This is a genomic window from Ruegeria sp. SATB027 (assembly GCF_059613825.1).
Genome location: NZ_JBXWTH010000047.1, coordinates 228490 through 249964 on the forward strand (window position 1 = coordinate 228490; position 21475 = coordinate 249964).

Sequence of the window (21475 nt, forward strand, 5' to 3'; positions counted from 1 at the left end):
CCCCCGGATGAGAGACACCGCCGGGATGATCCCCGAAGAACGTCTTGAACAGATCACCCAGCGTTTTCAGTACCTCGAAGCAGCCATGGCAGATGGCGCATCGGGTGGTGATATTGCGGCGCTGGCCAAAGAATATTCCGACCTCAAGCCTGTGGTCGATCAGATCATGGCCTGGCGACAGCTGGTGGGGGATCTGGCCGAAGCGCAGGCGATGCTGACCGACCCGGACATGAAAGAGCTTGCCGAGGAGGAGATTCCCGAATTGCAGGCCCGCATCCCCAAGGCGGAAAACGCGCTCCAACTGGCATTGTTGCCAAAGGATGCGGCAGATGCCCGTCCGGCGATGCTGGAAATTCGCCCTGGCACCGGCGGGGACGAGGCCGCTTTGTTCGCAAGTGACCTGTTGCGCATGTATCAGCGTTACGCCGAGGCGCGTGGCTGGAAATTCGAGATTATCGAAGAACAGGCCTCGGATCTGGGCGGCATCAAGGAAGTAGTAGCCCATATCAAAGGCGACAACGTCTTTGCGCGACTGAAGTACGAATCCGGCGTCCATCGGGTGCAACGCGTGCCCGAAACCGAAAGCGGCGGGCGCATTCACACCTCGGCGGCGACTGTGGCGGTTCTGCCCGAGGCCGAGGATGTAGACATCCAGATCGACGCCAATGATATCCGAATCGATACGATGCGAAGCTCGGGCGCGGGCGGACAGCACGTGAACACGACTGACTCGGCTGTGCGGATCACGCATCTTCCGACGGGATTGGTGGTGACAAGTTCCGAGAAGTCCCAGCATCGCAACCGCGAGATCGCCATGCAGGTTCTGAAGACGCGCTTGTACGATCTGGAGCGGCAGCGGATTGACAGTGAACGCTCGGCAGATCGTGCCAGTCAGGTTGGCTCGGGGGATCGCTCGGAACGCATTCGTACTTATAACTTCCCGCAGGGGCGCATGACCGACCACCGGATCAACCTGACGCTATATAAGCTGGATCAGGTGATGCAGGGTGATCTGGACGAGGTGATTGATGCGCTGACGGCGGATGATCAGGCCCGGCTGCTGGCCGAGATGGCACAATGACAGGTCTGCAAACAGCGGCACAGGCCATGGTGGCAGCGACAGCGCGTCTGCGTGCGGCCGGTGTGGACGATCCGGCACGCGACGCGCGTCTGTTGCTGGCCCACGCTGCACGGATTGAAGCCAGTCGCGTGACACTGATTGCCCCGGAAGAATTACAGCCCGAAATCGCCGAGCGTTATGACCAGTTGATCTCCTTGCGGGCCATCCGGGTTCCGGTGTCGCATCTGTTGGGTGAGCGGGAGTTCTACGGCCGCAGGTTCCGCGTCAGCCGGGATGTCCTTGATCCGCGTCCGGAAACAGAAACCCTGATCGAAGCTGCGTTGAGCGAACCATTTGATCATGTCCTCGACCTGGGGCTGGGCTCGGGGTGTATCCTGATAACCCTTCTGGCCGAACGCAGCAGTGCCACGGGCGTGGGTGTTGATCTGAGCGAAGCCGCCTGCCTGCAAGCCAGTGCCAATGCGGTTCAGCATCAGGTAGAGACGCGGATTGAGATCCTTCGATCAAACTGGTTCGAAAACATTGAAGATAAATTCGACCTGATTGTTTCCAACCCTCCGTATATCTCAGGGTCTGAGATGGAAGAACTGTCGCCCGAAGTGCGTGAGCACGAGCCGCGCATGGCCCTGACGGATGAGGGGGACGGGTTGGGCGCGTATCGTCGGATCGCGGCGGCGACCCCGGATTTTCTGTTGCCGGGCGGGCGAATTCTTGTCGAAATCGGTCCGACGCAGGCGGCAAAAGTGTCAGCCTTGTTCGATGCCGCCGGGTTGGTGGACGTCCGGGTAATCCCCGATCTTGACGTTCGCGATCGTGTCGTCGGCGCAAGAATGCCGGGATGAGCGGCGGGTTTGCGGCAAAAAACGCCGACCTGTAGAAAAAAGCTGGTGAAAATCCGAGATTCCTCTTGTCTGCGCCGTCAGGACATGCTTACTCAGGATTAGTCGGCGAGGTTGACGCTGTTGCAGCGCACCCCTGACGCCAAGCCCAAAAAGTCGACTTCCCGTCACGGCAAACGCCTTAGAGCAGTGCAAAACACGGGTTGAGCGACAGCGCATTGATAAGGCTGACGTAAAGTAAGATGAGATCTTCCAAACCCCGTTCGCGGGCCAAGAATAACCGCAATCGTCCTTCTGGCGGCAACGTCGTAAACCGGGTTTTTGACAGCTCGGGTCCCGAAGGCAAGGTCCGTGGCACGCCGCAGCAGATTATTGACAAATACAACCAGTTGGCACGTGACGCTCAGCTGTCGAATGACCGCGTGGCGGCAGAAAACTTCCAGCAACACGCGGAACACTACCTGCGGATGCTGAGCGAAGCGCAGCGCGAGATTGACGCGCGCCGTGAAGAGCAGGAGCGCCAGAACCGCGAACGCCAGGCCGAGCGCGACCGTGAACGTGCCGAACGTCAGGAACGCGAAGCGACCCGCCAGGCTGATCCGGCCGAAGCACCGCAGCCTGATGTGATGGACCTGTCTCAGCAAGTTTCAGAGCCCGATAGCGGTCTGGTGGAGACCCCGGAAAACAAAGAAACCCCGGCGGCTGAAACACCGGAAGAGGCGCCGCGCAAGGAAAAACCCGCGCGCAAGCCACGCGCCCGGAAGCCCAAAGCTGCACCCGAGGCAAAAGAGGATGCTCCTGCCGACACGGGGGACGCACCGGAGGCGGCAGAATAAAGCCGATGTCCAAAGAACCAAGCCCCGAGGTTTAACTCGGGGCTTTTTCGTTTGATCAGGTTTTCTTAACTTCGCGCGCCAAAGCGCAGAACGCTTCCAGCGGGACTTGCTCGGCACGGTCCGTGGGCTTGATACCTGCGGCCAGAAGGCGGTCTTCGATATCCGGGGCAATGCCTTTGAGTGAGGCGCGCAGCATCTTGCGGCGTTGGTTGAAGGCGGCAGCCACGACGCGCGACAGGGTGGCGGCATCGGCGGGATAGCGTGGCTCGGGCAGGGCGGTCAGGTGGACCACGGCGCTTGAAACCTTGGGCGGCGGAGTGAAGGCCCCGGGGGGAAGCGACATGGCGATACGTGCCTCGGCCCGCCATTGGGCAAGGATTGCAAGGCGTCCATAGGCTTTGCTGCCGGGTTGGGCAACAATACGCTCGGCCACTTCGCGTTGGAACATCAGCGTCAGGCTCTGCCAGAATGGGGGCCATTCGGGCGGTGTCAGCCAACGCACCAGCAGCTCGGTGCCGACATTGTAGGGCAGGTTGGCGGCGACGCGGATTGGCGGTGTCAGATATTCAAGCGGGTTGATGTCCAGGGCGTCGCCGTTGATCACCTCAATCCTACCCGGATACGCGGCGGCGATGTCGTTCAGGGCGGCAATGCACCGTGTATCTTTTTCGACGGCCACGACCTTGCGCGCGCCTTCGGACAGCAGGCCTCGCGTCAACCCACCGGGACCGGGGCCGATTTCAAGCACATCGCATTCTGACAAATCGCCGGCCTGTCGGGCGATCTTGGCAGTCAGGTTCAAATCCAACAGAAAATTCTGCCCCAGCGATTTGCGCGCCGAAAGCTGGTGGGTTGCGATGACCTCGCGCAGAGGGGGAAGCGTGTCTATAGCGCTCATGATCGGAATACCTTGGCGCCTGTGAAAGGGGCTGTGCCCGAGATTTTTGTGCCTCCGGCGGGGATATTTTCAGCCAGGTGAAGGATCAAGAGCTTTTTACCATGCGTTGGGCAAGTTTCAGGGCTTCGATCAGGCTGGAGGGGTTGGCGATGCCTTTCCCCGCGATGTCCAGTGCTGTTCCGTGGTCGGGTGAGGTACGGATGAACGGCAGGCCAAGGGTGACATTCACGCCCCGGTCGAAATCCAGCGTCTTGATCGGGATCAGGGCCTGATCGTGATACATGGCGATGGCGGCGTCATAGCGGGCGCGGGCGGCTGCGTGAAACAGCGTATCCGCAGGGTGGGGGCCGGTAATTGTCGCGTCCTCGGGGTTCAGATCGGCCAGCATCGGAGCAATCCAGTCGAGCTCCTCTGTGCCCATCTTGCCGCCTTCACCTGCATGCGGGTTCAGGCCTGCAATTGCGATGCGGGGATGCGCGATACCGAACTGATCACGCAAACCGCGTGCAGTGATTTCAATCGTTTCGCGCAGAAGATCAGGGGTAAGTGCCGCGGGAACCTGTGACAATGGAATGTGAATCGTCGCGGGAACGACGCGCAACTGCTCGCTGGCCAGCATCATGACTACCCGGCGGGTTCCGGAAAGGGCTGCCAGAAACTCGGTATGGCCAGGAAAGGTGAACCCTGCGCCGTCAATCAGAGCTTTCTTGTTGATCGGTGCGGTGCAAAGCGCTGCGGCCTCACCGGTCTGTACCAGTTCGGTACCGGTTTCGATGGCATCAACCACCGATGGCGCGTTGGCCGGATTCGGCTGGCCGATTACGTTCGCGGCGGGAAAATCCATCTGAAGAACGGGCAGGGCCCGGCGACAGGCTTCAGCAACCTGACTTGGGTGTTCGATTTTAGCAACGGGTGTGCCTGCTGGCAGGTGGCTGGCGTCCCCGATATAGAAGAACGGGCAGGCATCGCGCAGTTCAGCCCACGCCTTGGCCGCGATTTCCGGACCGATACCGGCCGGTTCGCCGCAGCTGAGCGCGACGGGCCGCATCATTCCTGAGTAATGACAGCGTCAGCCCGCAGCTGTTCCACCAGACTGGCCGCAAAGGCTTGAAGACGTTGCTGCGCCAGCGCGTTGGCGACATCGCCCCGAGAGGTGTCTTCGCCCAGATCCCGCGTGCGGTTGCACAGCATCAGAAACACAAGCGTCTGACCATTGTTGCGGGTCAGATTCGCCGACGCTTCGTTCCGGTCCAGCTTGGCCAGTTCCACGGCAATATCACCGGGCACCTCGGAAGGTGCGGCTTCGACCCGGTCCAGAACTTCGGCGGGCTGATCCTTGGCAATGCCATAGAGATCATCACAAGTGTCGATTTCTTCTTTCAACTTCGCGGCCCGCGAAAGGGTTTCGGCGCTGCGCCCGCCAGGCAGGTAATAGGCGGCATAATCCAACTTTGAAATACGCGGAGCGCCGGTTGCGACTTCGCGCAAGCCCCGCATCTGAAACAAGGCGACCGCGTTCGGCAGGGTGATCGGATCGGTGATCTCACCGGTCTGAAGCCCCAGGATGACAGGTTGAAGCGCCGGGGGCAGGTTCGAGATGTTCAGCCACTCCAGACGTCCACCCTGACCCCGTGTTGCGGCTGCGGAATACTGAGCGGCGGCAGCAGAAAACGCGTCCTGCCCTTCAAGGCGCGAGATTTCTTCGGCCAACAACTCGGTCTGGGCAACCGTTTGCGGGTTTACCGGGATAATGATTTCGGACAGCAGGACCTGCAATCCGCCACCGCCCGTCTGGCCCAGCGCGCGATCAATCTCATCCTCGGTCGGGCGCGCCTGCGACAGATAGCGCGAGCTGATATAGTCGCGCCATGCCAGTTGATCCGCGACATAGTCTCGGACCGTTTCAGGGTCGACGCCCGCGTCGCCGAGAAGTTTCAGGAATTGTTCGGACGACAATTGTCCGCGCGAGGCGAATTCGTCGATGCCCAGCTGAACGGCCTCGGGCGTCGCTTGCACGCCGGCGCTGCGCATGACCTGCCTGCGCAGTTTTTCATCAATCAGGGCATCCCTGACGTCAGCTTCGTTACCACCGGGCAAACCCAGAACATTCAGGAATTGCAGGCGCTGTTCAAGCTCGTACCAAGTGACAATATCCTGATTGACGCGGATCGCGGGTGAGAACAGGCTTTGCGCGCTACCCTGAAGCGGCGCGATTGCAAAAACTGCGGCAACCAGTGCCGGTGTGACCGGTTTAAGCCAACCGGAACGGAGAAACCTGGAGAAACCTGATATCAACTGCATGTTCTCTTGTATGTCTTGCCACCGCCTTCAAGGGCGTACCCTGTCAGAGAAAGGGTAAAGCCGAATTCTGTCGAAGGCTCAATAGTGGATGTTGAAGTAAAGCGCCGACTTACGGACATGTTAACCCGAACGCATTCGTTCTGATAGGTCACACCCAGACCCAGCCGGATCGGCTCCGACTCAGCCAGATCGTAGCGCGCCAGAGCATTGGTCAGCCAGTTCTGATCGACCTGGTAGCGTCCGAAAAGCAGAATTTCCGAGATTTCTTCGGTGATGTTTTCCGCCGGGTCCGGTTCCTGCCAGATATAGCTGCCGGAAAGGCCGGCATTTTCGGATGCCCATGCGCCGCGCAGTTCGGCTTTGACAAAGCTGAAGTCCCCGTCGATCAGACCGCGCCCGGCAAGTGACCAGCCATTGGCCGTGCTGATCTGCCCGGCCACCAGCAAATCCGACGATGTGCCCTGCAACCCCGATGTCAGCGTGAAGTTTGGATCGGCGTCGGCCCGAAACACTTGGCCCACAGTCGCCTGGGCCTGCCAGCCACCCGCGCCGTACCGGGCCCAGTTCAGGCCAATAACGCCTGTGGCGCTGTTCTCGCGCTGATCTTCAGCAGGGAACCGCGAGAGGGACAGAAGGTTACCCTGATCGAATTCCTGAAAAGTGCTTTCATCATTCGGAACATCGGTGTCCGATACATGTGTCCATCCAAACTGTGCGATCGGTTCGAGAAACTGAACAGCCCCCGATTCCTCGCGCCGGGTCATTGGATAACGGAGTGTCAAAGCCGCGCGCGGCGTAGATCGGGTCACGTTGTCGGGATAATTGCTGTCGTGGCGAATGTTGAAAGTGTCAACCGACGCCCCCAGCGTGGTATCGACCCGCAGCCCCGATGAGAAAGTCCAGCTGCGCAGCCATTCGGCATCGAAGGTGGCCCGTGCCATGTCGCGACCAACAACATCTGTGTCGCTGGTACGTTCGTGCGCATGACCGATGAAAGCCAGCCGAACCTCGCCCCCCAGCGTGCTGGGAAAATAGCGTTTTTCATAGTTGAGGTCGAAGACGCGGGACGGGATTTCGTCCTGATTTTCGCTGTCCCGTAGTGTTTTGTAGTAGATCAGGCCGGTTTTGAACGCACTATCGCGCTTGATCCGCTCCAGTGCGATTTCGCTGCGCAAGCGGTCCAGATCCGGCAAGCCGTAATCGGCCAGATAGGCATCGTCGGATGTAGTTTCCAGATTGAAGGTCAGACGGAAATCGTTCTTCAGGTTGAACCAGCCGGTGGCAAACAGGTAGCCGCGATCCTGATCGGGTTGCACATCGTCCCGTGTATAAGCGCCTTCCACCTGAATGCGTCCGTTCACAAAGGCCTGACGATAGCGGTATCCCAGAGTTGTCGTCTTGGCTGAGACGTAAGGCGTAAGTGTCAGGTCCTTGTGATCGCCAAGTTTGAAGAAATACGGAACCTGAACGCCAGTGCCCAATTGCGAGGTGCTGCGGATAGAAGGAACCAGAAAGCCGGTTGCCCTCTCTAGCGTTGGGTCGGGCAAGCGCAGATAGGGAAAGTAGAATACCGGATAATCCAGGACCCGAAGCTGCGCGCCTTCGAAATATAGTTGCCGTTCCAGTTGATCATGCGTGACTTTGCGCGCCCTGATCTGCCACAGAGGCGGCCTGCCGTCGGTGCAGACATGACAGGATGTGGCTGAAACCTTGCTGAATTGTGTATAACGTCCTGCGGCCCGTTTCGCCTGAACCGAGGCGATCTGTACCTGCTGTTCAAACACCATGCGTGCACCGATCAGCAGTCCATTCTGAATTCCGCTGTCCAGTTGCCCTGAATCCGCCAGCAGCGTAGTTTGACCACCCTGATCGATACGAATGGGGCCTTCCAATATCAGCTCGCCAGTCTCGCGGTCATACGTGATACGATGGGCGGACAACTTGGTGTCGCCCTGAAAGGCTTCGACATTGCCTTCAGCCACAAGTTTGCGCTCAGGCGTGATGAATACCTTGTCGGCCACCAGCAAGGCGGGCTCTTGCTGCGCTTGTGTGCCCTGTGGTTGTGGCCGGCCTTGGGATGTCTGTGCTGCAGTTCCCGCCGGGACGGACAAAGCCAGTGCACTGGTAAGCAATACAGGAACGATATGCCGCATCAGCCGTCCTCCGCATGCAGTAGCAGACCAAGAGACAGCAGAATTGCGGCAAAGGGCGGTGCCCAGGCAGCGATATAGATGGGCAATTGTCCGTTTTCCCCGAGGATTTGCGCGAAATTGCGCACGAAATAGATGGCAAACCCAAGCAGGACGGCTGTCAGAACGGCGATCCCAGTACCGCCGAACCGAACGTGGCGCATGGTAAACGCGGCCCCGATCAGAACCATCGAGATCAGAAAGAAAGGCCGGGCCAGCTGTACCTGCAGCCAGACCTCATATTGTTTGGTCGAAAACCCCGCCTCGCGAAGGTCGCTGATCAACTGGGGCAGGTCATAAACTGAAACCGAATCCTGTTGCCCAAACGTATCCATGATCCGCTGTCGGGTCAGCGAGGTCGGCAGCTCCAGACGCTCGTGCACAACTGAATTGGATTCAGGGTTCTGCCCATCCTGCAAGGCCCAGGTTTTTGCCTGATACAGAACCCAGTTCCCGTCTTCCAACTCTGCCCGATCCGCAACAATTTGCTGGGTTGGTTTGCCATCCCGCCCAAAGGTGATGACGGTAACACCGTCCAGCCGCAGCTTGTCTTGGTTCGATGTTGCCCGGGCGTGGATAACGGCCTGCCCATTCTCGGCAGACTGGCGCAGCCACAGGCCCTCGCTGCTGATCGAAAGGGCCGAGCTGCCGTTGTTTCGGTATGAATCCGACAAGCGGCGGAACTCTTCAGATGTGGCCGCTGCGATGGGATTCAACAGTGCAACGGCCAGAGCGCCGATGATCAGCGACAACAGGACAGGGGCGACCAAAGCGCGGATGCCCGAGCGGCCAGTTGCACGGGTCACCACAAGTTCGGAGGTACGTGCCAGCCCAACGAACAGCGCGATGGTGGACAGGATGACCAGCAAAGGCAGCATTTCGCTGATGGCGGCTGGTGTATTCAGCAGTGTGAGGTGCAGCAGCTGGGCAAAAGACAGGTCGAAATCGTCAAAGCGGCGAATCTGTTCGATCAGATCGATGAGAATCATCAAGGTCAGGAAAATACCTCCGATGACCATGAAGCTTTGCAGAAACCGGCGGGCAAAATAACGGTCCAGGATCATAGGCGCGACCCCGCTGCGCCTGTAGTGCGGGGCGTCGGGCCGATATCGCGCCTGCGCAATGCTGTGCGCGACGGCGTATGCCTGCCCTCTCGTACCACGTCTTTCTCCCCCGAGCCTGCCGGTCATTTTTTCGGGACCTTAATGCAATTGAAAGGCGGGGAAAACTGCTATCTGGTCAATGCGTGCCCCGCGGGCTAGGTCTTGGGGAACAGAATTCGAGGAGTGTACAATGAGCAGTCTGATACCGATCCGTTTTCAGGAATTTGACCTGGAGGCTATGGCGCAGGCCAAAGGGCGCGTCGCCATCATCATTCCGGACGACGGTAAGATGAGCCCGGCAGCCCGCAGAGCCAACCGTCTGACGAAGGGCGGGTTGGCGCGGCTTGTTGAAAGCGACAGTTTCAGCAAATCCAAAACAGGGGACGTCATCTCGATGGCATGGCCCACAGGAATGGCGGCTGAGGCGCTGGATGTTCTGGTTCTGCCACGTCGCCCCGAGGCCGGCGAAGCCCGAAAGGCAGGTGCAGCCCTTGCCAAACTGGCGGGCGGAAAGGACATGCTAGTGATGGTTGGCAATCACGCGCGGGCCGAGGATCTGGCACTGGGGATTGTTCTGCGCAGCTATGAATTCGACGCGCATAAAACAAAGGAAAGCCAGAAGGCTGGTACAGTGACAATCAGCCACTCAAAGCCTGCTGAGGCCGAGGCAGAATTCGCACCTCTCTATGCAATTGCTGACGGAGTTCGGATGACGCGCGATCTGACCAATGAACCAGCAAATGTTTTGACCACCACCGAATTCGCGGACCGCCTGGTTGAGATGCAGGAGCTGGGTCTTGAGGTCGAAGTGCTGGACGAAGACAAGCTGGCCGAGCTGGGAATGCGCACGTTGCTAAGCGTCGGGCAGGGCTCGGACAGCCCTTCGAAAGTCGTGGTGATGCAGTGGAATGGCGGGGCCAAGGACGACGCGCCTCTGGCTTTGGTTGGAAAAGGCGTGGTGTTCGACACGGGTGGTATCTCGCTCAAACCAGCTGTCGGCATGGAAGAGATGACCATGGACATGGGCGGCGCCGGCGTTGTTGCGGGCACCATGCGCGCGCTGGCCAAGCGCAAGGCAAAAGCCAATGTCGTGGGGCTGGTTGGTCTGGTCGAGAATATGCCATCAGGTAACGCTACCCGTCCGGGTGATGTGGTCAGATCAATGAAGGGCGACACGGTCGAGATCATCAACACCGACGCCGAGGGCCGCCTGGTTCTGTGTGACGTGATGTGGTACGCGCAGGAACGGTTCAAGCCGGTCGGAATGATCGACTTGGCAACTTTGACCGGTGCGATCATCATCGGTTTGGGCCATGAAAACGCTGGTGTTTTTTCGAACAATGACACGTTCTGTGATGCTTTCCTGAAATCAGCCAAGGCCGAGGATGAAGGCGCTTGGCGGATGCCATTGGGCAACGCCTATGACAAGTTGCTGAAATCGCGCATTGCCGACATGAAGAACGTGGGCGGTCGCCCCGCCGGTTCAGTCACCGCCGCGCAGTTCCTGCAGCGGTTCGTAAAAGAGGAAACGCCGTGGATTCATCTGGATATCGCGGGCGTCGCCTCGGTGGCTGAAGAGACCTCTTATGCGCCCAAAGGCGCCACCGGCTGGGGCGTGCGCGCGCTGAGCCGGTTTGTGCAGGACAATTTCGAGTAAGCATATGGGCGCTGTCTATTTCTACCACCTGACCCGCCAGCCGCTGGAGCATACCTTGCCCGCGCTGCTGGACAAGGCGCGGCAAGCCGGGTGGCGGATAGCCGTGCGGGGTACTGACCCTGCGCGGATGGACTGGCTGGATGAAAAACTGTGGCTGGGCCCCGAGGACGGGTTCCTGCCGCATGGTCGCGCAGGCGGTCCGCATGACGCGGACCAGCCGATCCTGCTGACCACCAGCGCCGTGGCGGGAAATGGTGCGACCTGTATCATGGCTGTGGATGGCGCGCCGGTTGAAGCGGAAGAAGTCGCCGCGCTGGAACGGGTTTGTATCCTGTTCGATGGCAATGACGACATGGCGGTACACCACGCGCGCGGGCAGTGGAAAGCGCTGACGGATGCCGGATGCTCCGCACAATACTGGTCGGAGGAGTCCGGGCGGTGGGAAAAAAAGGCTGAAGCCTGACCGGCCTGCAATTTTCAGGAGATACGACAATGCAGAAAAAGCCTTTGGGCCGTACCGGAATTATGGTGAGCGATCTGTGCCTTGGTACGATGACATTTGGCTCCCAAACGTCTGAAACGGATGCGCCCCGGCAGATGGATATGGCGTTGGACGCGGGGATCAACTTTGTCGACGCGGCCGAAATGTATCCGGTGAACCCTGTCGCGAAAGAAACGATCGGGCGCACCGAAGAGATTTTGGGAAACTGGAATGCCGCCAATCCTACCCGCCGGGGCGATTATGTTCTGGCGACCAAGCATTCCGGCGCGGGGCTGTCCTTTGTCCGCGATGGTGCGCCGATCACTGCCCGCACAATACCCGAAGCGATTGAGGGGTCTTTGCGACGTTTGCAGACCGGGTACATTGACCTCTATCAGTTTCACTGGCCCAATCGGGGCAGCTATATGTTTCGGCAGAACTGGGATTATGCGCCGTCTGGCGAAAACACAGATGAAGTGCTGAGCAACATGCAAGAATGCCTTGAGGCATTGCAGGCTCAGGTAGACAAGGGCAATATCCGTGCCTTTGGCCTGTCGAATGAAAGCGCTTGGGGAACCGCGCAATGGCTGCGGCTGGCCGACCAGATGGGGGCGCCGCGCGTGGCATCGGTGCAGAACGAGTATTCATTGCTGTGCCGCCATTTTGACACCGACCTGGGTGAGTTGAGTGTGCATGAAGATGTTGGGCTGATGGCGTTTTCCCCGTTGGCGGCAGGCTTTCTGACCGGAAAGTACCAAAATGACTGCGTTCCCGACGGATCGCGTATGTCCTTTGTGCCTGAGATGGGAGGCCGGAAATCCGGTCGTGTTTTCGAGGCGGTTGCAGCTTATCTGGACATCGCCGCACGGCATGGTCTGGATCCGGTGCATATGGCGTTGGCGTGGTGCCGGACGCGCCCGTTCATGATGTCGGCAATCTTCGGGGCCACGACCGTTGCACAGCTGGATCATATTCTGGCGGGCGTGGATCTTGAATTATCCAAGGATGTGTTGGCCGAGATCAGCAGGGCACATCGGGCGCACCCGATGCCGTTTTAGGGGCTCTGCCCCCGTCGCCTTTGGCGACGCCCCCGGGATACTTTTGGCCAGATGAAGAAGGATCCGGTCAGTGATGGGTGGGATGCGCGCGTTCGTGTCTCAGGTCGCGGGCCGATTGACCGTGGGCGGTGCGGAAAGCGCGGGCAAAGCTGGATTGCGAGGCAAAGCCGGTGGCGAGCGCCACATCCATCAGTGGCATGTCGGTGTCGGTGACCAGACGGCGGGCCTCGGCCAGGCGCAGTTGCAGATAGTGGTCCTGCGGCGTCGTGTTCAGGCGCAGTCGGAACTGTTGTTGCAGCGTCCGTGGGCTGGTGCCCAGGCGGTCTGCGATAAAGGCCAGCGGCAGGGGATCATCCAGTGACGCCTGCATCATCGAGTTGGCCTTGGCGGTCAGTGCTGTGTGGCGATGGGGTGCGCCTGTGCGGCTTTGCGGTTTTCCAGGGTCGGGAGCACCATCGTAAAGGAACAGGCCCGCAACGCGCGCGGCGAAACTTGCGCCATGACGGGCGGCGATGATGTGCAGCATCATCTCGACAGCAGGAATTGCGCCACCCGAAGTCAGTCGATTGCCCGAAACGGTGAAGCGGTCGGTGCGCACATCAACTTCGGGAAACCGCGTGGCGAAATTTTCTAGGTCTTCCCAGTGGGTTGTTGCCAGATGGCCATCCAGTAGCCCGGCCTCGGCCAGGAGCCACGGGCCGCCATCAATGCCTGCCATCGTTGCGCCTGTGCCCGCGATGCGCCGCAGACCAGCCAGCAGGCTTGGGGTGGCGTGGCGGGCCAGTTGGAACCCGGCGACCACGATCATCAGGTCGCAGGATTGCAACCGGGCCAGTGGAATACCGGGCACTTGCAACGCACTGGTCAGAATCGCGGGTTCTGGCGTCGCGGTTACATAGTCCCAATCAAAGGCCGGGCGGTCCGCCAGACGGTTCGCGGCCCGCATCGGGTCCACCGCAGAGGCAAAGCTGAGCGTGTTGCATTCGTCCAGCACAAGCACCGCGGTTTTCAGGGCGCGGTGTTCCGGTTGCAGTATGTTTTTTGCGGATTTCATCAAGTTTGATTCGCATATTGCCAAGTGGTTTCCCCAAAGCTGCGCCAGAGTCGGGTCAGAACGCAAATCGGAATCCGGGGAAAAGCCTGGGGAAAACTCAAGGCAAAACCGGGTATAACTTGGGGAAAACACCATGCCTCTGGAAATGAACCGCGAAGTCTTTATTACCTGTGCCGTAACCGGCTCGGGCGGGACGCAGGACCGCAGCCCGCATGTGCCGCGGTCACCACAGCAGATCGCCGACAGCGCAATCGCTGCCGCCAAGGCCGGTGCGGCAGTGGTACACTGCCACGTGCGTGACCCCGAGACCGGTGCGCCAAGCCGCCGGTTGGATCTGTATCGCGAGGTGACGGACCGCATCCGCGACGCTGATGTGGACGTCGTATTGAATCTGACGGCCGGCATGGGCGGCGACATCGTGTTCGGCGGTGTTGAAAACCCGTTTCCGGTGGCCGCGGGCACGGACATGGTTGGAGCATCCGAACGTGTGGCGCATATTGCCGAATGTTTGCCCGAGATATGCACCTTGGACTGCGGCACAATGAACTTTGCCGAGGCCGATTATGTTATGACGAATACGCCCGGTGCATTGCGCGCCATGGGCAAAATGATGACTGATCTGGGTGTCAAGCCCGAGATCGAAGCCTTTGACACTGGCCACCTGTGGTTTGCAAAGCAACTGGTGAAAGAAGGGATTCTGGCACCTAACGCTTTGGTCCAGCTGTGCATGGGGGTACCGTGGGGGGCGCCGGATGATCTGAATACCTTTATGGCGATGGTAAACAACGTGCCGGATGACTGGACCTTCAGCGCGTTTTCACTGGGACGGAACGAGATGCCGTTTGTCGCGGCTTCGGTTCTCGCGGGCGGCAATGTGCGCGTGGGGCTTGAGGACAACCTCTGGCTGGATAAGGGCGTAATGGCCGAGAACTGGCAGCTGGTGGAACGTGCGGGATCCATCATCGAGAATATGGGCGCGCGCGTGATCGGCCCTGACGAAGTCCGTGCGAAGCTGGGGCTGACCAAGCAGGCACCTGTTGCAAAATAATGGACACGCGGGTTTTGGGGGCCAGCCCCCAAGCCCCCGGAGTATTTCTAAAAAGATGAAACATACGCAGCCAGTAGGTGGGGAATCATGAAAACGGCAGCAATTATTGGGGGCGGAGTCATCGGCGGTGGATGGGCCGCGCGGTTCCTGCTCAATGGCTGGGATGTGCGGGTGTTTGACCCTGACCCCGAGGCGGAACGCAAGATTGGCGAGGTGCTGGACAACGCAAGACGGTCCTTGCCGGGGCTGAGTGACGTTCCGTTGCCAGCCGAGGGCTCGCTGAGCTTTCACAGCGATATGGCCGAAGCGGTTAAAGGTGCGCGTTGGATACAGGAGAGCGTGCCGGAACGTCTGGATTTGAAACTGAAGGTTTATAAAGGCTTGCAGGAGGCTTGCGATCCGAGCGCGGTCATCGGATCCTCGACCAGTGGGTTCAAGCCGTCCGAACTTCAGGACGGAGCGCTGCGCCCCGAGCAGATCGTGGTGACGCACCCCTTCAACCCGGTTTACCTGTTGCCTTTGATCGAGCTTGTACCAACGGACAAGAACCCGCCCGAGATGATCGAACAGGCGCAGGACCTGTTGAAATCGCTTGGGTTTTTCCCGCTGCACGTCAAGAAAGAGATCGATGCGCATATCGCCGACCGGTTCCTGGAAGCTGTCTGGCGCGAGGCGCTTTGGCTGGTCAAGGATGGGATCGCGACAACCGAAGAAATTGACGAGGCCATCCGTATGGGCTTCGGCATCCGCTGGGCGCAGATGGGTCTGTTCGAAACCTACCGCGTGGCCGGGGGCGAGGCGGGGATGCGCCATTTCATGGCGCAGTTCGGGCCTGCTTTGAAATGGCCGTGGACCAAGTTGATGGATGTTCCTGAGTTCACTGACGAACTGGTCGATTTGATCGCCAATCAATCTGACGCACAATCCGGGATGCATTCGATCCGAGAATTAGAGCGTATTCGCGATAACAACCTTGTTGGTATGATGCGGGCCCTCAAGGCGCAGAATTACGGCGCGGGGGCGGTGCTGAACCAACATGATGCACGGTTGAAACCCGGAGCGCTGCCGACGCTGGATCAAGCGGATCTGAGCCAGCCCATACTGACCCTGTCGCGGGCCGTTCCGCTGGACTGGACGGATTACAACGGCCACATGAACGAAGCGAAATATCTGGAAGCCTTTGCCTCCGCCACCGATCGGTTCATGGAAATCATCGGATGCGATGCGGATTACATTGCCTCAGGCGGCAGCTATTTCACAGCGGAGAACCACATTCGCTATTTGGATGAAGCTCATGCCGGTGCAAAAATCGACGTGCGCACGCAGATGCTGTTGGGGCAGGGCAAGAAGCTGCATGTGTTCCACAGCATGTATGAGGACGACAAGCTGCTGGCCACGGGTGAAAGTTTTCTGCTGCATGTCAGCCTGGAAACCCGCCGCCCCAGCGCGCCATCTGCTGAAATCGAAGCGGCTATGGCGCGGGTTGCAGAGGCTCAGGCCGGATTGCCTTATCCCGAGGGCGCAGGCGCAGCGATCAGGAAGTCTTCATGACGCGCCGGGTTCTGGTGACGGCTGGCGCGTCAGGCGTCGGCCGGGCCATGGCCGAGGCGTTTGACGCGGTTGGCTATGACGTCCGGGTTACTGATATCGATCAGGCGGCGTTGGATACTTTGCCCGAACATTGGACCAGGCACCGAGCCGATGTAGCGGACGAGGCTGACATGCGCACGGTATTTGACGCCGTCCGTTCGACGGGCGGGTTGGATGTGCTCTGCGCCAATGCCGGTATTGCCGGCCCGACAAATGTCATTGAGAATATTGATCTGGACGCGTGGCGTTCTTGTGTCGCGGTCAATCTGGACGGTGCTTTTCTGGCGGCAAAATATGCAGCGCCGCTGATGAAATCGGCGCGGGCGGGCAGTATCATTCTGACCTCGTCGACAGCCGGGCAGTATGGCTACCCGTTTCGCGCACCCTATGCGTCGGCAAAATGGGCTGTCATCGGGTTGATGAAGACGCTGGCCATGGAGTTGGGGCCCTATGGCATCCGCGCCAATGCCATTTGTCCGGGCGCAGTTGAAGGCCCTCGGATGGAAGGTGTCCTGACCCGCGAGGCCGCAGCCAAGGGCATGACCCGTGACGAGGTCTATCAGGGCTATGCCTCGGGCACCTCAATGGGGCGCTTTGTTGAAGCGCAGGATATCGCCAATATGGCAGTATTCCTTGCCTCAGATGCGGCGGGTCTGGTTTCAGGTCAGGTGATCGCGGTGGATGGTCACACGGTCAACCCGGACCCGAAACTGTAACTCAGCCCTGATTTGGGCCACGGATCTGGCGGATGGTCTGACGGACTGCCTGCCAGTCCTGGGCTTCTTGTCGGTTTCCGGCAGCTTCGCATTCGCGCATTTTTTGCGCGGCTTCGGCCTCGGCTTGATCTCCATGTGCCGCAAAAAGTGCACGTGCGTATTGAGCGGTTTGAATTGCGTCCATTCCTATGCTCCTCCGTCTGTGTTCGGAATGCCTTATGGTTCGCGCCAAAGTAGAATAGCACAGGTTGGATGGTGCTGCATCACCAGTCGCGGGAAACCGCCGTTCTGAGGCGACGCAGGTGGTTTGGAAAGTCCCGGGCGGCCACGTCGGCCTCGCGTACAAGTGTGTCGAAATGGCGTGAGAAAGTCTCGATCCGATCCCGGTCGCGGAAGGCCATATAGTGACTTCCTGCGTAAAATACACAAAGCAGCGGGCCGAAAATCGTCACGGGTGCGGAATAAAGCCGTTTTGCGTCAAACAGATAGATCCGCATCCGCGGATAGAGCTGTTCGCACAGCGCCAACAGGTGATCGATCTGTTCCAGCCGAACCTCGGGGCTGAGACCCTGATAATACCCGGTCGCGTATGCAAAGCTTTCGATTTCGAATAACGGCATAGCGATCTCATAGTCCGACTGGGCGCTGCGCATCCATGCCAGACGATCCGCCGACGCGCCGATAGCTTGATCAGCGGTCCGACCCAGATGCGGGGCGTATTCCCATTCCAGTATCGCACGCGTCTTCAGCATGTCCGGCAGGGTGGCCGGGACATAGCGGATCTTGTACCCGGCGGCCTCCTGATGCCACTCGAAGATACGTTCATCGACAAGGGCGCGTGGGGCCTCGGTAAAGGTCAGCGAGCTAGCCAGAAGCTCAGCCGCGCTTTCCGGCCTGTCAGATAGGCTCAGCAACCAGTCGGCCGAAACGCCGAGCGCCGCTGCACATCCGCCAACAACATGTGCGTTGGGCAACCGCGCGCCATGATCTGTCAGCAATTGGGAAACGGTCGAGCGGTCAACGCCAATATTGCGCGCAAGGGCACTTTGGCTGACATGGCGCTCTTCCATCGCGCGGGCGAGGCGGAGACGAAATTGCGCGGCACGGTCGCGCTTGTCGATATTTTCCTGCATGCCGTGATATTTATCATATTTGATTAGTTTTGTTAATCATATTCAGAATTTTCAATGCCGGGGTCCGGATGTAACGCTTTGAGTAAGAAAAAAACGGGGTTCGGAATGGAAACGCGGCGAAGATCAGTCGTGAAAGCGATCGTTTGGAATGCGATGGGGTTGGCGATCATGACAATGGTGGGCCTGTTGGCAACAGGCTCGGCCACTGTAGGAGGGGCGCTGGCGCTGGTGAACACGGCCATCGGCCTGACGATGTACGTGATTTACGAAAGAATTTGGGCGAAAATTTCGTGGGGCCGAAATGGCTGACCCCACGACACCCAAATCGCCCGAATGGGGCACGTTTTTCCTTATACTCTTGTGTTATGCTGCGTGGCTTGCCGGTCTGTTCTGGCTGGCAAACACATCCTTGTGGTTGGCTATCCCTGCTCTGGGTGTTGTTGCGGCTTTGCATTCGTCACTGACGCATGAGGCCCTGCACGGGCACCCATTTCGTGCCAAATGGCTGAACGAGGCGTTGATGGCACTGCCGTTGACATTGGCAATTCCGTATAACCGCTTTCGGGACCTGCATCTGGCGCATCATCAGGATGCCACTCTGACGGACCCTTATGACGACCCGGAATCGAATTATCTGGATCCGCATATCTGGTCGGGATTGCCGCGGCTGGCGCAGATGATCCTGAGCCTGAACAACACGCTGTTGGGGCGGATGGTACTGGGGCCTGTCCTTGGTCAGGTTCTGTTTATGCGTGACGAATGGCGTGGGTTGATGCGCGGGGACAGGGCGGTCCTGCTGGCATGGGCTGTGCACCTTCCCGGCGCGGCGGTGGTTCTGTGGGTAGTTGCGCAATCGGCCATGCCGGTTTGGGCCTATCTGGTCGCGGCCTATATGGGGCTGTCGCTTTTGAAGATCCGCACGTTTCTGGAGCATCGTGCACATGAAAAATCCCGCGCCCGCACGGTGATTGTCGAAGATCACGGACCTCTGGCGTTTTTGTTTTTAAACAATAACTTACACGTCGTTCATCACATGAATCCGGCGGCTCCGTGGTATCGCTTGCCTGCATTGTACCGCGACGGAAAGGACAGGTACTTGGCTTGCAACGAAGCCTATGTTTACCGGTCCTATGCACAGATATTCCGGCAGTATTTCGTTCGCGCAAAAGACCCTGTGCCACATCCTCTCTGGCCAAAGCCTTGAATTGACGACACAACGGGTGGCATGAGTCTCTGGATCCCCGTCACCATCGCCGCCGCCAGTTTTCAGACTGTGCGTTTCATGCTGCAAAAATCTCTGGCCAGCGTGAAACTATCCGCTGCAGGTGCAACTTTTGCGCGGTTTGCCTATTCCATGCCGTTGGCGGTTATCGGGCTATATGTTGCGTTGCAGATAACTGGGGCGAGCATGCCTCGGCTTGGCAGTTTGTTCTGGCTTTACGCGGTCATCGGAGGGACAGCGCAAATCCTTGCAACGATCTGCGTGGTGGCGTTGTTCAAACAACGCAATTTTGCCGTTGGAATTACCTTCAAGAAAACCGAGGTGATCCAGACCGCGATTGTTGGCTTTTTGGTCCTGGGGGACAGTGTGTCGCGGGGCGCATTGTTCGCGATCCTGTTGGGGTTGATGGCTGTTCTTTTGTTGTCAAAAACACCCGGAGGGGACGGACCCTGGTGGCGCCATCTGACCAATCGGGCTTCGCAATTGGGGCTTGGATCAGGTGTTTTGTTTGCGTTTTCCGCCGTCAGCTATCGTGGGGCTTCACTGCAACTGGGCGATATCGATGCGTGGTTCCGAGCGCTGGTAACACTGGCCGCAGTGGTGACATTCCAGTTCGCCAGCATGGGGATATGGCTGCTGTGGCGGGACCGGGCCGAACTGCGCGCAGTCTGGCAAACGCGAAAGACCGGGGTATTTGTCGGCCTGACCAGCCTCGGTGGCTCGTTTTGCTGGTTCTGGGCCTTCACCTTGCAGAATGCGGCTTATGTAAAAGCGCTGGGGCAGGTTGAGCTGATCTTTAGCCTGATGGCGTCGATCCTGTTCTTCCGCGAGACGATCACCCGGCGCGAAATCGCCGGGATGATGTTGCTTGGGTTTTCGATTTTGGCGCTTGTTCTGGCAATCTAGCTGGCGCGACGTTCGTCAAAGCTGAGCGCGATGAAGCTGGGCAGGTGATCTCCCATGCCCACGACGGCCGGGCCGGTGTCTTCCTTGCGCCCACGACTGCGCCCCTTCGGTTCGCGAACCTTTTTGCCTTCTTTCGGACTCTCGGGGGCTTTGGCCTTTTTCTCAGGCTTTGGCTGTTCGGGTCTGGGGTCGTCCTGAACCGGGTTGTCTATGCGCGGGATGTCTTTTTGGATCAACTTTTCGATCGCAACCAGTGCTTTTTCGTCGCGTCCCGAACAGATTGTGATGGCTTTACCTTCACGGCCGGCGCGGCCGGTGCGGCCAATGCGGTGCACATAATCCTCGGGGTGGCCGGGGACGTCGAAATTGAACACATGGCTGACGGCTGGCACATCCAGGCCACGCGCAGCCACGTCTGAGGCGACCAGCAGGCGCAATGATCCCTCACGGAAACCGTCCAGTGTTTTCATCCGCTGCGACTGATCCAGATCGCCATGGATGGCGGCCGCGTTGTAGCCATGTTTTTTGAGGGATTTTGTGCAGATATCCACGTCAGTCTTGCGGTTGCAGAAGATGATCGCATTTGTGCATTTGTCGCCTTCAGCATCGATCAGCGCACGCAGAACCTTGCGTTTGTTGCTGGCCTCGCGGTCCCGACGGCCGCCTTTGAACATGACCACGCCCTGTTCGATGGTCTCGGATGCGGTCGCCTGACGGGCAACTTCGACCCGGGCAGGGGCCGACAGGAACGTGTCGGTTATCCGCTCGATCTCGGATGCCATGGTGGCTGAGAAGAACAGGGTCTGACGGGTGAAAGGTGTTAGTGAGAAGATGCGTTCGATATCGGGGATGAACCCCATGTCGAGCATACGGTCCGCTTCATCCACCACCATGATCTGCACGCCGGTCAGCAACAGCTTGCCGCGCTCGAAGTGATCCAGCAGACGGCCCGGCGTGGCGATCAGAACGTCGACGCCACGGTCAATCAGGGCTTCTTGCTCTTTGAAGCTGACACCACCGATCAACAGCGCTTTGGTCAGTTTCAGGTGTTTGGTATAGGTGTCGAAATTCTCGGCCACCTGAGCGGCCAGTTCCCGCGTCGGGCACAAAACCAACGAACGTGGCATACGGGCACGCGCCCGGCCACGGGCCAGCAGTGTGATCATCGGCAGCGTAAAGCTGGCGGTTTTACCCGTGCCTGTCTGGGCTATGCCCAAAACATCGCGACCTTCCAATGCGGGCGGAATCGCACCTGCCTGGATCGGCGTTGGGGTTTCGTATCCGGCTTCCTCAATGGCTTTGAGGACCTTCGGGTTCAGGTTCAGTTCGTTAAACTTTGTCATGTAAGTCCGGTTGAATGCGG

Annotated in this window: 21 protein-coding genes; 12 read left to right on the top strand and 9 right to left on the bottom strand. The window is 59.0% G+C overall.

Translation table 11 applies throughout. The features are described 5' to 3' along the window. Positions 1 to 25: 25 nt before the first annotated feature. From prfA to AC2FPW_RS14850, 3 genes are all read left to right on the top strand, one after another. Positions 26 to 1081: a peptide chain release factor 1 gene (prfA, locus tag AC2FPW_RS14840; RefSeq protein ID WP_480481653.1), complete on the top strand. Its 1056-nt coding sequence runs from the start codon at positions 26 to 28 to the stop codon at positions 1079 to 1081. Beyond that, a complete protein-coding gene (gene prmC / locus AC2FPW_RS14845; RefSeq protein WP_496814314.1) occupies positions 1078 to 1923 on the top strand; it encodes a peptide chain release factor N(5)-glutamine methyltransferase in 846 nt (281 codons plus the stop codon). The genes prfA and prmC overlap by 4 nt, the downstream gene beginning before the upstream one ends. A gap of 239 nt (positions 1924 to 2162) precedes the next feature. Further along, positions 2163 to 2756, top strand: coding sequence for a DUF4167 domain-containing protein (locus AC2FPW_RS14850; RefSeq protein ID WP_267364566.1), 594 nt, complete (start codon positions 2163 to 2165; stop codon positions 2754 to 2756). 55 nt (positions 2757 to 2811) lie between these two features. On the opposite strand, the gene rsmA is transcribed toward AC2FPW_RS14850, so the two are convergent. The 5 genes from rsmA to lptG form a co-directional block, all read right to left on the bottom strand. After that, positions 2812 to 3654: a 16S rRNA (adenine(1518)-N(6)/adenine(1519)-N(6))-dimethyltransferase RsmA gene (gene rsmA / locus AC2FPW_RS14855; RefSeq protein WP_496814315.1), complete on the bottom strand. Its 843-nt coding sequence runs from the start codon at positions 3652 to 3654 to the stop codon at positions 2812 to 2814. Between the two features lie 85 nt (positions 3655 to 3739). After that, positions 3740 to 4705, bottom strand: a complete 966-nt coding sequence (gene pdxA / locus AC2FPW_RS14860) for a 4-hydroxythreonine-4-phosphate dehydrogenase PdxA (protein WP_496814316.1) — start codon at positions 4703 to 4705, stop codon at positions 3740 to 3742. Continuing rightward, positions 4702 to 5955, bottom strand: coding sequence for a peptidylprolyl isomerase (locus AC2FPW_RS14865; protein ID WP_496814318.1), 1254 nt, complete (start codon positions 5953 to 5955; stop codon positions 4702 to 4704). The genes pdxA and AC2FPW_RS14865 overlap by 4 nt, the downstream gene beginning before the upstream one ends. After that, positions 5946 to 8108 (bottom strand): LPS-assembly protein LptD, encoded by a 2163-nt coding sequence (locus tag AC2FPW_RS14870; protein ID WP_496814319.1) that lies wholly within the window; start codon positions 8106 to 8108, stop codon positions 5946 to 5948. The genes AC2FPW_RS14865 and AC2FPW_RS14870 overlap by 10 nt, the downstream gene beginning before the upstream one ends. Continuing rightward, positions 8108 to 9208 (bottom strand): LPS export ABC transporter permease LptG, encoded by a 1101-nt coding sequence (gene lptG, locus AC2FPW_RS14875; protein ID WP_480480588.1) that lies wholly within the window; start codon positions 9206 to 9208, stop codon positions 8108 to 8110. Before lptG ends, AC2FPW_RS14870 begins: the two co-directional genes overlap by 1 nt. Positions 9209 to 9437: 229 nt before the next feature. Between lptG and AC2FPW_RS14880 the strand changes: the two genes are divergently transcribed. The 3 genes from AC2FPW_RS14880 to AC2FPW_RS14890 are packed head-to-tail and all read left to right on the top strand — an operon-like array spanning position 9438 to position 12443. After that, positions 9438 to 10904, top strand: a complete 1467-nt coding sequence (locus tag AC2FPW_RS14880) for a leucyl aminopeptidase (RefSeq protein WP_496814320.1) — start codon at positions 9438 to 9440, stop codon at positions 10902 to 10904. Between the two features lie 4 nt (positions 10905 to 10908). Further along, complete coding sequence (locus tag AC2FPW_RS14885; protein WP_496814321.1) at positions 10909 to 11367, top strand: DNA polymerase III subunit chi; 459 nt, start codon at positions 10909 to 10911, stop codon at positions 11365 to 11367. Positions 11368 to 11396: 29 nt separating this feature from the next. Next, on the top strand, positions 11397 to 12443 hold the full coding sequence (locus AC2FPW_RS14890; protein ID WP_496814322.1) for an aldo/keto reductase: 1047 nt from the start codon (positions 11397 to 11399) through the stop codon (positions 12441 to 12443). Positions 12444 to 12510: 67 nt separating this feature from the next. Here AC2FPW_RS14890 and AC2FPW_RS14895 read toward each other — a convergent pair whose 3' ends face one another. Beyond that, positions 12511 to 13497 carry a GlxA family transcriptional regulator gene (locus AC2FPW_RS14895; RefSeq protein WP_480584639.1) on the bottom strand — a complete coding sequence of 329 codons (987 nt, stop codon included), beginning with the start codon at positions 13495 to 13497 and terminating at the stop codon, positions 12511 to 12513. 133 nt (positions 13498 to 13630) lie between these two features. Here AC2FPW_RS14895 and bcoG point away from each other — a divergent pair, with 133 nt between their 5' ends. From bcoG to AC2FPW_RS14910, 3 genes are all read left to right on the top strand, one after another. Beyond that, the gene (bcoG, locus tag AC2FPW_RS14900) at positions 13631 to 14545 is read left to right on the top strand and encodes a 3-dehydrocarnitine:acetyl-CoA trimethylamine transferase BcoG (protein ID WP_267365216.1); all 915 of its coding nucleotides are present in this window, start codon (positions 13631 to 13633) and stop codon (positions 14543 to 14545) included. Between the two features lie 84 nt (positions 14546 to 14629). Beyond that, positions 14630 to 16096: a carnitine 3-dehydrogenase gene (locus AC2FPW_RS14905; protein WP_496814350.1), complete on the top strand. Its 1467-nt coding sequence runs from the start codon at positions 14630 to 14632 to the stop codon at positions 16094 to 16096. Continuing rightward, positions 16093 to 16851, top strand: coding sequence for an SDR family oxidoreductase (locus AC2FPW_RS14910; protein ID WP_496814323.1), 759 nt, complete (start codon positions 16093 to 16095; stop codon positions 16849 to 16851). Before AC2FPW_RS14905 ends, AC2FPW_RS14910 begins: the two co-directional genes overlap by 4 nt. A gap of 1 nt (position 16852) precedes the next feature. Here the strand turns inward: AC2FPW_RS14910 and AC2FPW_RS14915 are convergent, their stop codons facing one another. Beyond that, the gene (locus AC2FPW_RS14915) at positions 16853 to 17035 is read right to left on the bottom strand and encodes a hypothetical protein (RefSeq protein ID WP_480584630.1); all 183 of its coding nucleotides are present in this window, start codon (positions 17033 to 17035) and stop codon (positions 16853 to 16855) included. A 79-nt stretch (positions 17036 to 17114) separates the two neighbouring features. After that, a complete protein-coding gene (locus tag AC2FPW_RS14920; RefSeq protein WP_496814324.1) occupies positions 17115 to 17984 on the bottom strand; it encodes a helix-turn-helix domain-containing protein in 870 nt (289 codons plus the stop codon). Positions 17985 to 18089: 105 nt separating this feature from the next. Here AC2FPW_RS14920 and AC2FPW_RS14925 point away from each other — a divergent pair, with 105 nt between their 5' ends. Genes AC2FPW_RS14925 through AC2FPW_RS14935 form a run of 3 tightly spaced genes read left to right on the top strand, consistent with a single transcriptional unit; the run spans position 18090 to position 20112 of the window. Continuing rightward, positions 18090 to 18293 carry a DUF2061 domain-containing protein gene (locus AC2FPW_RS14925; protein ID WP_496814351.1) on the top strand — a complete coding sequence of 68 codons (204 nt, stop codon included), beginning with the start codon at positions 18090 to 18092 and terminating at the stop codon, positions 18291 to 18293. Beyond that, positions 18286 to 19188 carry a fatty acid desaturase gene (locus AC2FPW_RS14930; RefSeq protein WP_496814325.1) on the top strand — a complete coding sequence of 301 codons (903 nt, stop codon included), beginning with the start codon at positions 18286 to 18288 and terminating at the stop codon, positions 19186 to 19188. Before AC2FPW_RS14925 ends, AC2FPW_RS14930 begins: the two co-directional genes overlap by 8 nt. A gap of 21 nt (positions 19189 to 19209) precedes the next feature. Continuing rightward, positions 19210 to 20112, top strand: a complete 903-nt coding sequence (locus tag AC2FPW_RS14935) for an EamA family transporter (RefSeq protein ID WP_480504901.1) — start codon at positions 19210 to 19212, stop codon at positions 20110 to 20112. On the opposite strand, the gene AC2FPW_RS14940 is transcribed toward AC2FPW_RS14935, so the two are convergent. Next, entirely contained in the window at positions 20109 to 21455 is a 1347-nt protein-coding gene (locus tag AC2FPW_RS14940; RefSeq protein ID WP_267366133.1) for a DEAD/DEAH box helicase, read from the bottom strand. The genes AC2FPW_RS14935 and AC2FPW_RS14940 overlap by 4 nt on opposite strands. Positions 21456 to 21475: the final 20 nt, after the last annotated feature.

Bases quoted from the DNA above. Each gene is read 5' to 3' on its own strand.
- prfA (WP_480481653.1), top strand. From the start codon at position 26: ATGATCCCCGAAGAACGTCTTGAACAGATCACCCAGCGTTTTCAGTAC.
- prmC (WP_496814314.1), top strand. From the start codon at position 1,078: ATGACAGGTCTGCAAACAGCGGCACAGGCCATGGTGGCAGCGACAGCG.
- AC2FPW_RS14850 (WP_267364566.1), top strand. From the start codon at position 2,163: ATGAGATCTTCCAAACCCCGTTCGCGGGCCAAGAATAACCGCAATCGT.
- rsmA (WP_496814315.1), bottom strand. From the start codon at position 3,654: ATGAGCGCTATAGACACGCTTCCCCCTCTGCGCGAGGTCATCGCAACC.
- pdxA (WP_496814316.1), bottom strand. From the start codon at position 4,705: ATGATGCGGCCCGTCGCGCTCAGCTGCGGCGAACCGGCCGGTATCGGT.
- AC2FPW_RS14865 (WP_496814318.1), bottom strand. From the start codon at position 5,955: ATGCAGTTGATATCAGGTTTCTCCAGGTTTCTCCGTTCCGGTTGGCTT.
- AC2FPW_RS14870 (WP_496814319.1), bottom strand. From the start codon at position 8,108: ATGCGGCATATCGTTCCTGTATTGCTTACCAGTGCACTGGCTTTGTCC.
- lptG (WP_480480588.1), bottom strand. From the start codon at position 9,208: ATGATCCTGGACCGTTATTTTGCCCGCCGGTTTCTGCAAAGCTTCATG.
- AC2FPW_RS14880 (WP_496814320.1), top strand. From the start codon at position 9,438: ATGAGCAGTCTGATACCGATCCGTTTTCAGGAATTTGACCTGGAGGCT.
- AC2FPW_RS14885 (WP_496814321.1), top strand. From the start codon at position 10,909: ATGGGCGCTGTCTATTTCTACCACCTGACCCGCCAGCCGCTGGAGCAT.
- AC2FPW_RS14890 (WP_496814322.1), top strand. From the start codon at position 11,397: ATGCAGAAAAAGCCTTTGGGCCGTACCGGAATTATGGTGAGCGATCTG.
- AC2FPW_RS14895 (WP_480584639.1), bottom strand. From the start codon at position 13,497: ATGAAATCCGCAAAAAACATACTGCAACCGGAACACCGCGCCCTGAAA.
- bcoG (WP_267365216.1), top strand. From the start codon at position 13,631: ATGCCTCTGGAAATGAACCGCGAAGTCTTTATTACCTGTGCCGTAACC.
- AC2FPW_RS14910 (WP_496814323.1), top strand. From the start codon at position 16,093: ATGACGCGCCGGGTTCTGGTGACGGCTGGCGCGTCAGGCGTCGGCCGG.
- AC2FPW_RS14915 (WP_480584630.1), bottom strand. From the start codon at position 17,035: ATGGACGCAATTCAAACCGCTCAATACGCACGTGCACTTTTTGCGGCA.
- AC2FPW_RS14920 (WP_496814324.1), bottom strand. From the start codon at position 17,984: ATGCAGGAAAATATCGACAAGCGCGACCGTGCCGCGCAATTTCGTCTC.
- AC2FPW_RS14925 (WP_496814351.1), top strand. From the start codon at position 18,090: ATGGAAACGCGGCGAAGATCAGTCGTGAAAGCGATCGTTTGGAATGCG.
- AC2FPW_RS14930 (WP_496814325.1), top strand. From the start codon at position 18,286: ATGGCTGACCCCACGACACCCAAATCGCCCGAATGGGGCACGTTTTTC.
- AC2FPW_RS14935 (WP_480504901.1), top strand. From the start codon at position 19,210: ATGAGTCTCTGGATCCCCGTCACCATCGCCGCCGCCAGTTTTCAGACT.
- AC2FPW_RS14940 (WP_267366133.1), bottom strand. From the start codon at position 21,455: ATGACAAAGTTTAACGAACTGAACCTGAACCCGAAGGTCCTCAAAGCC.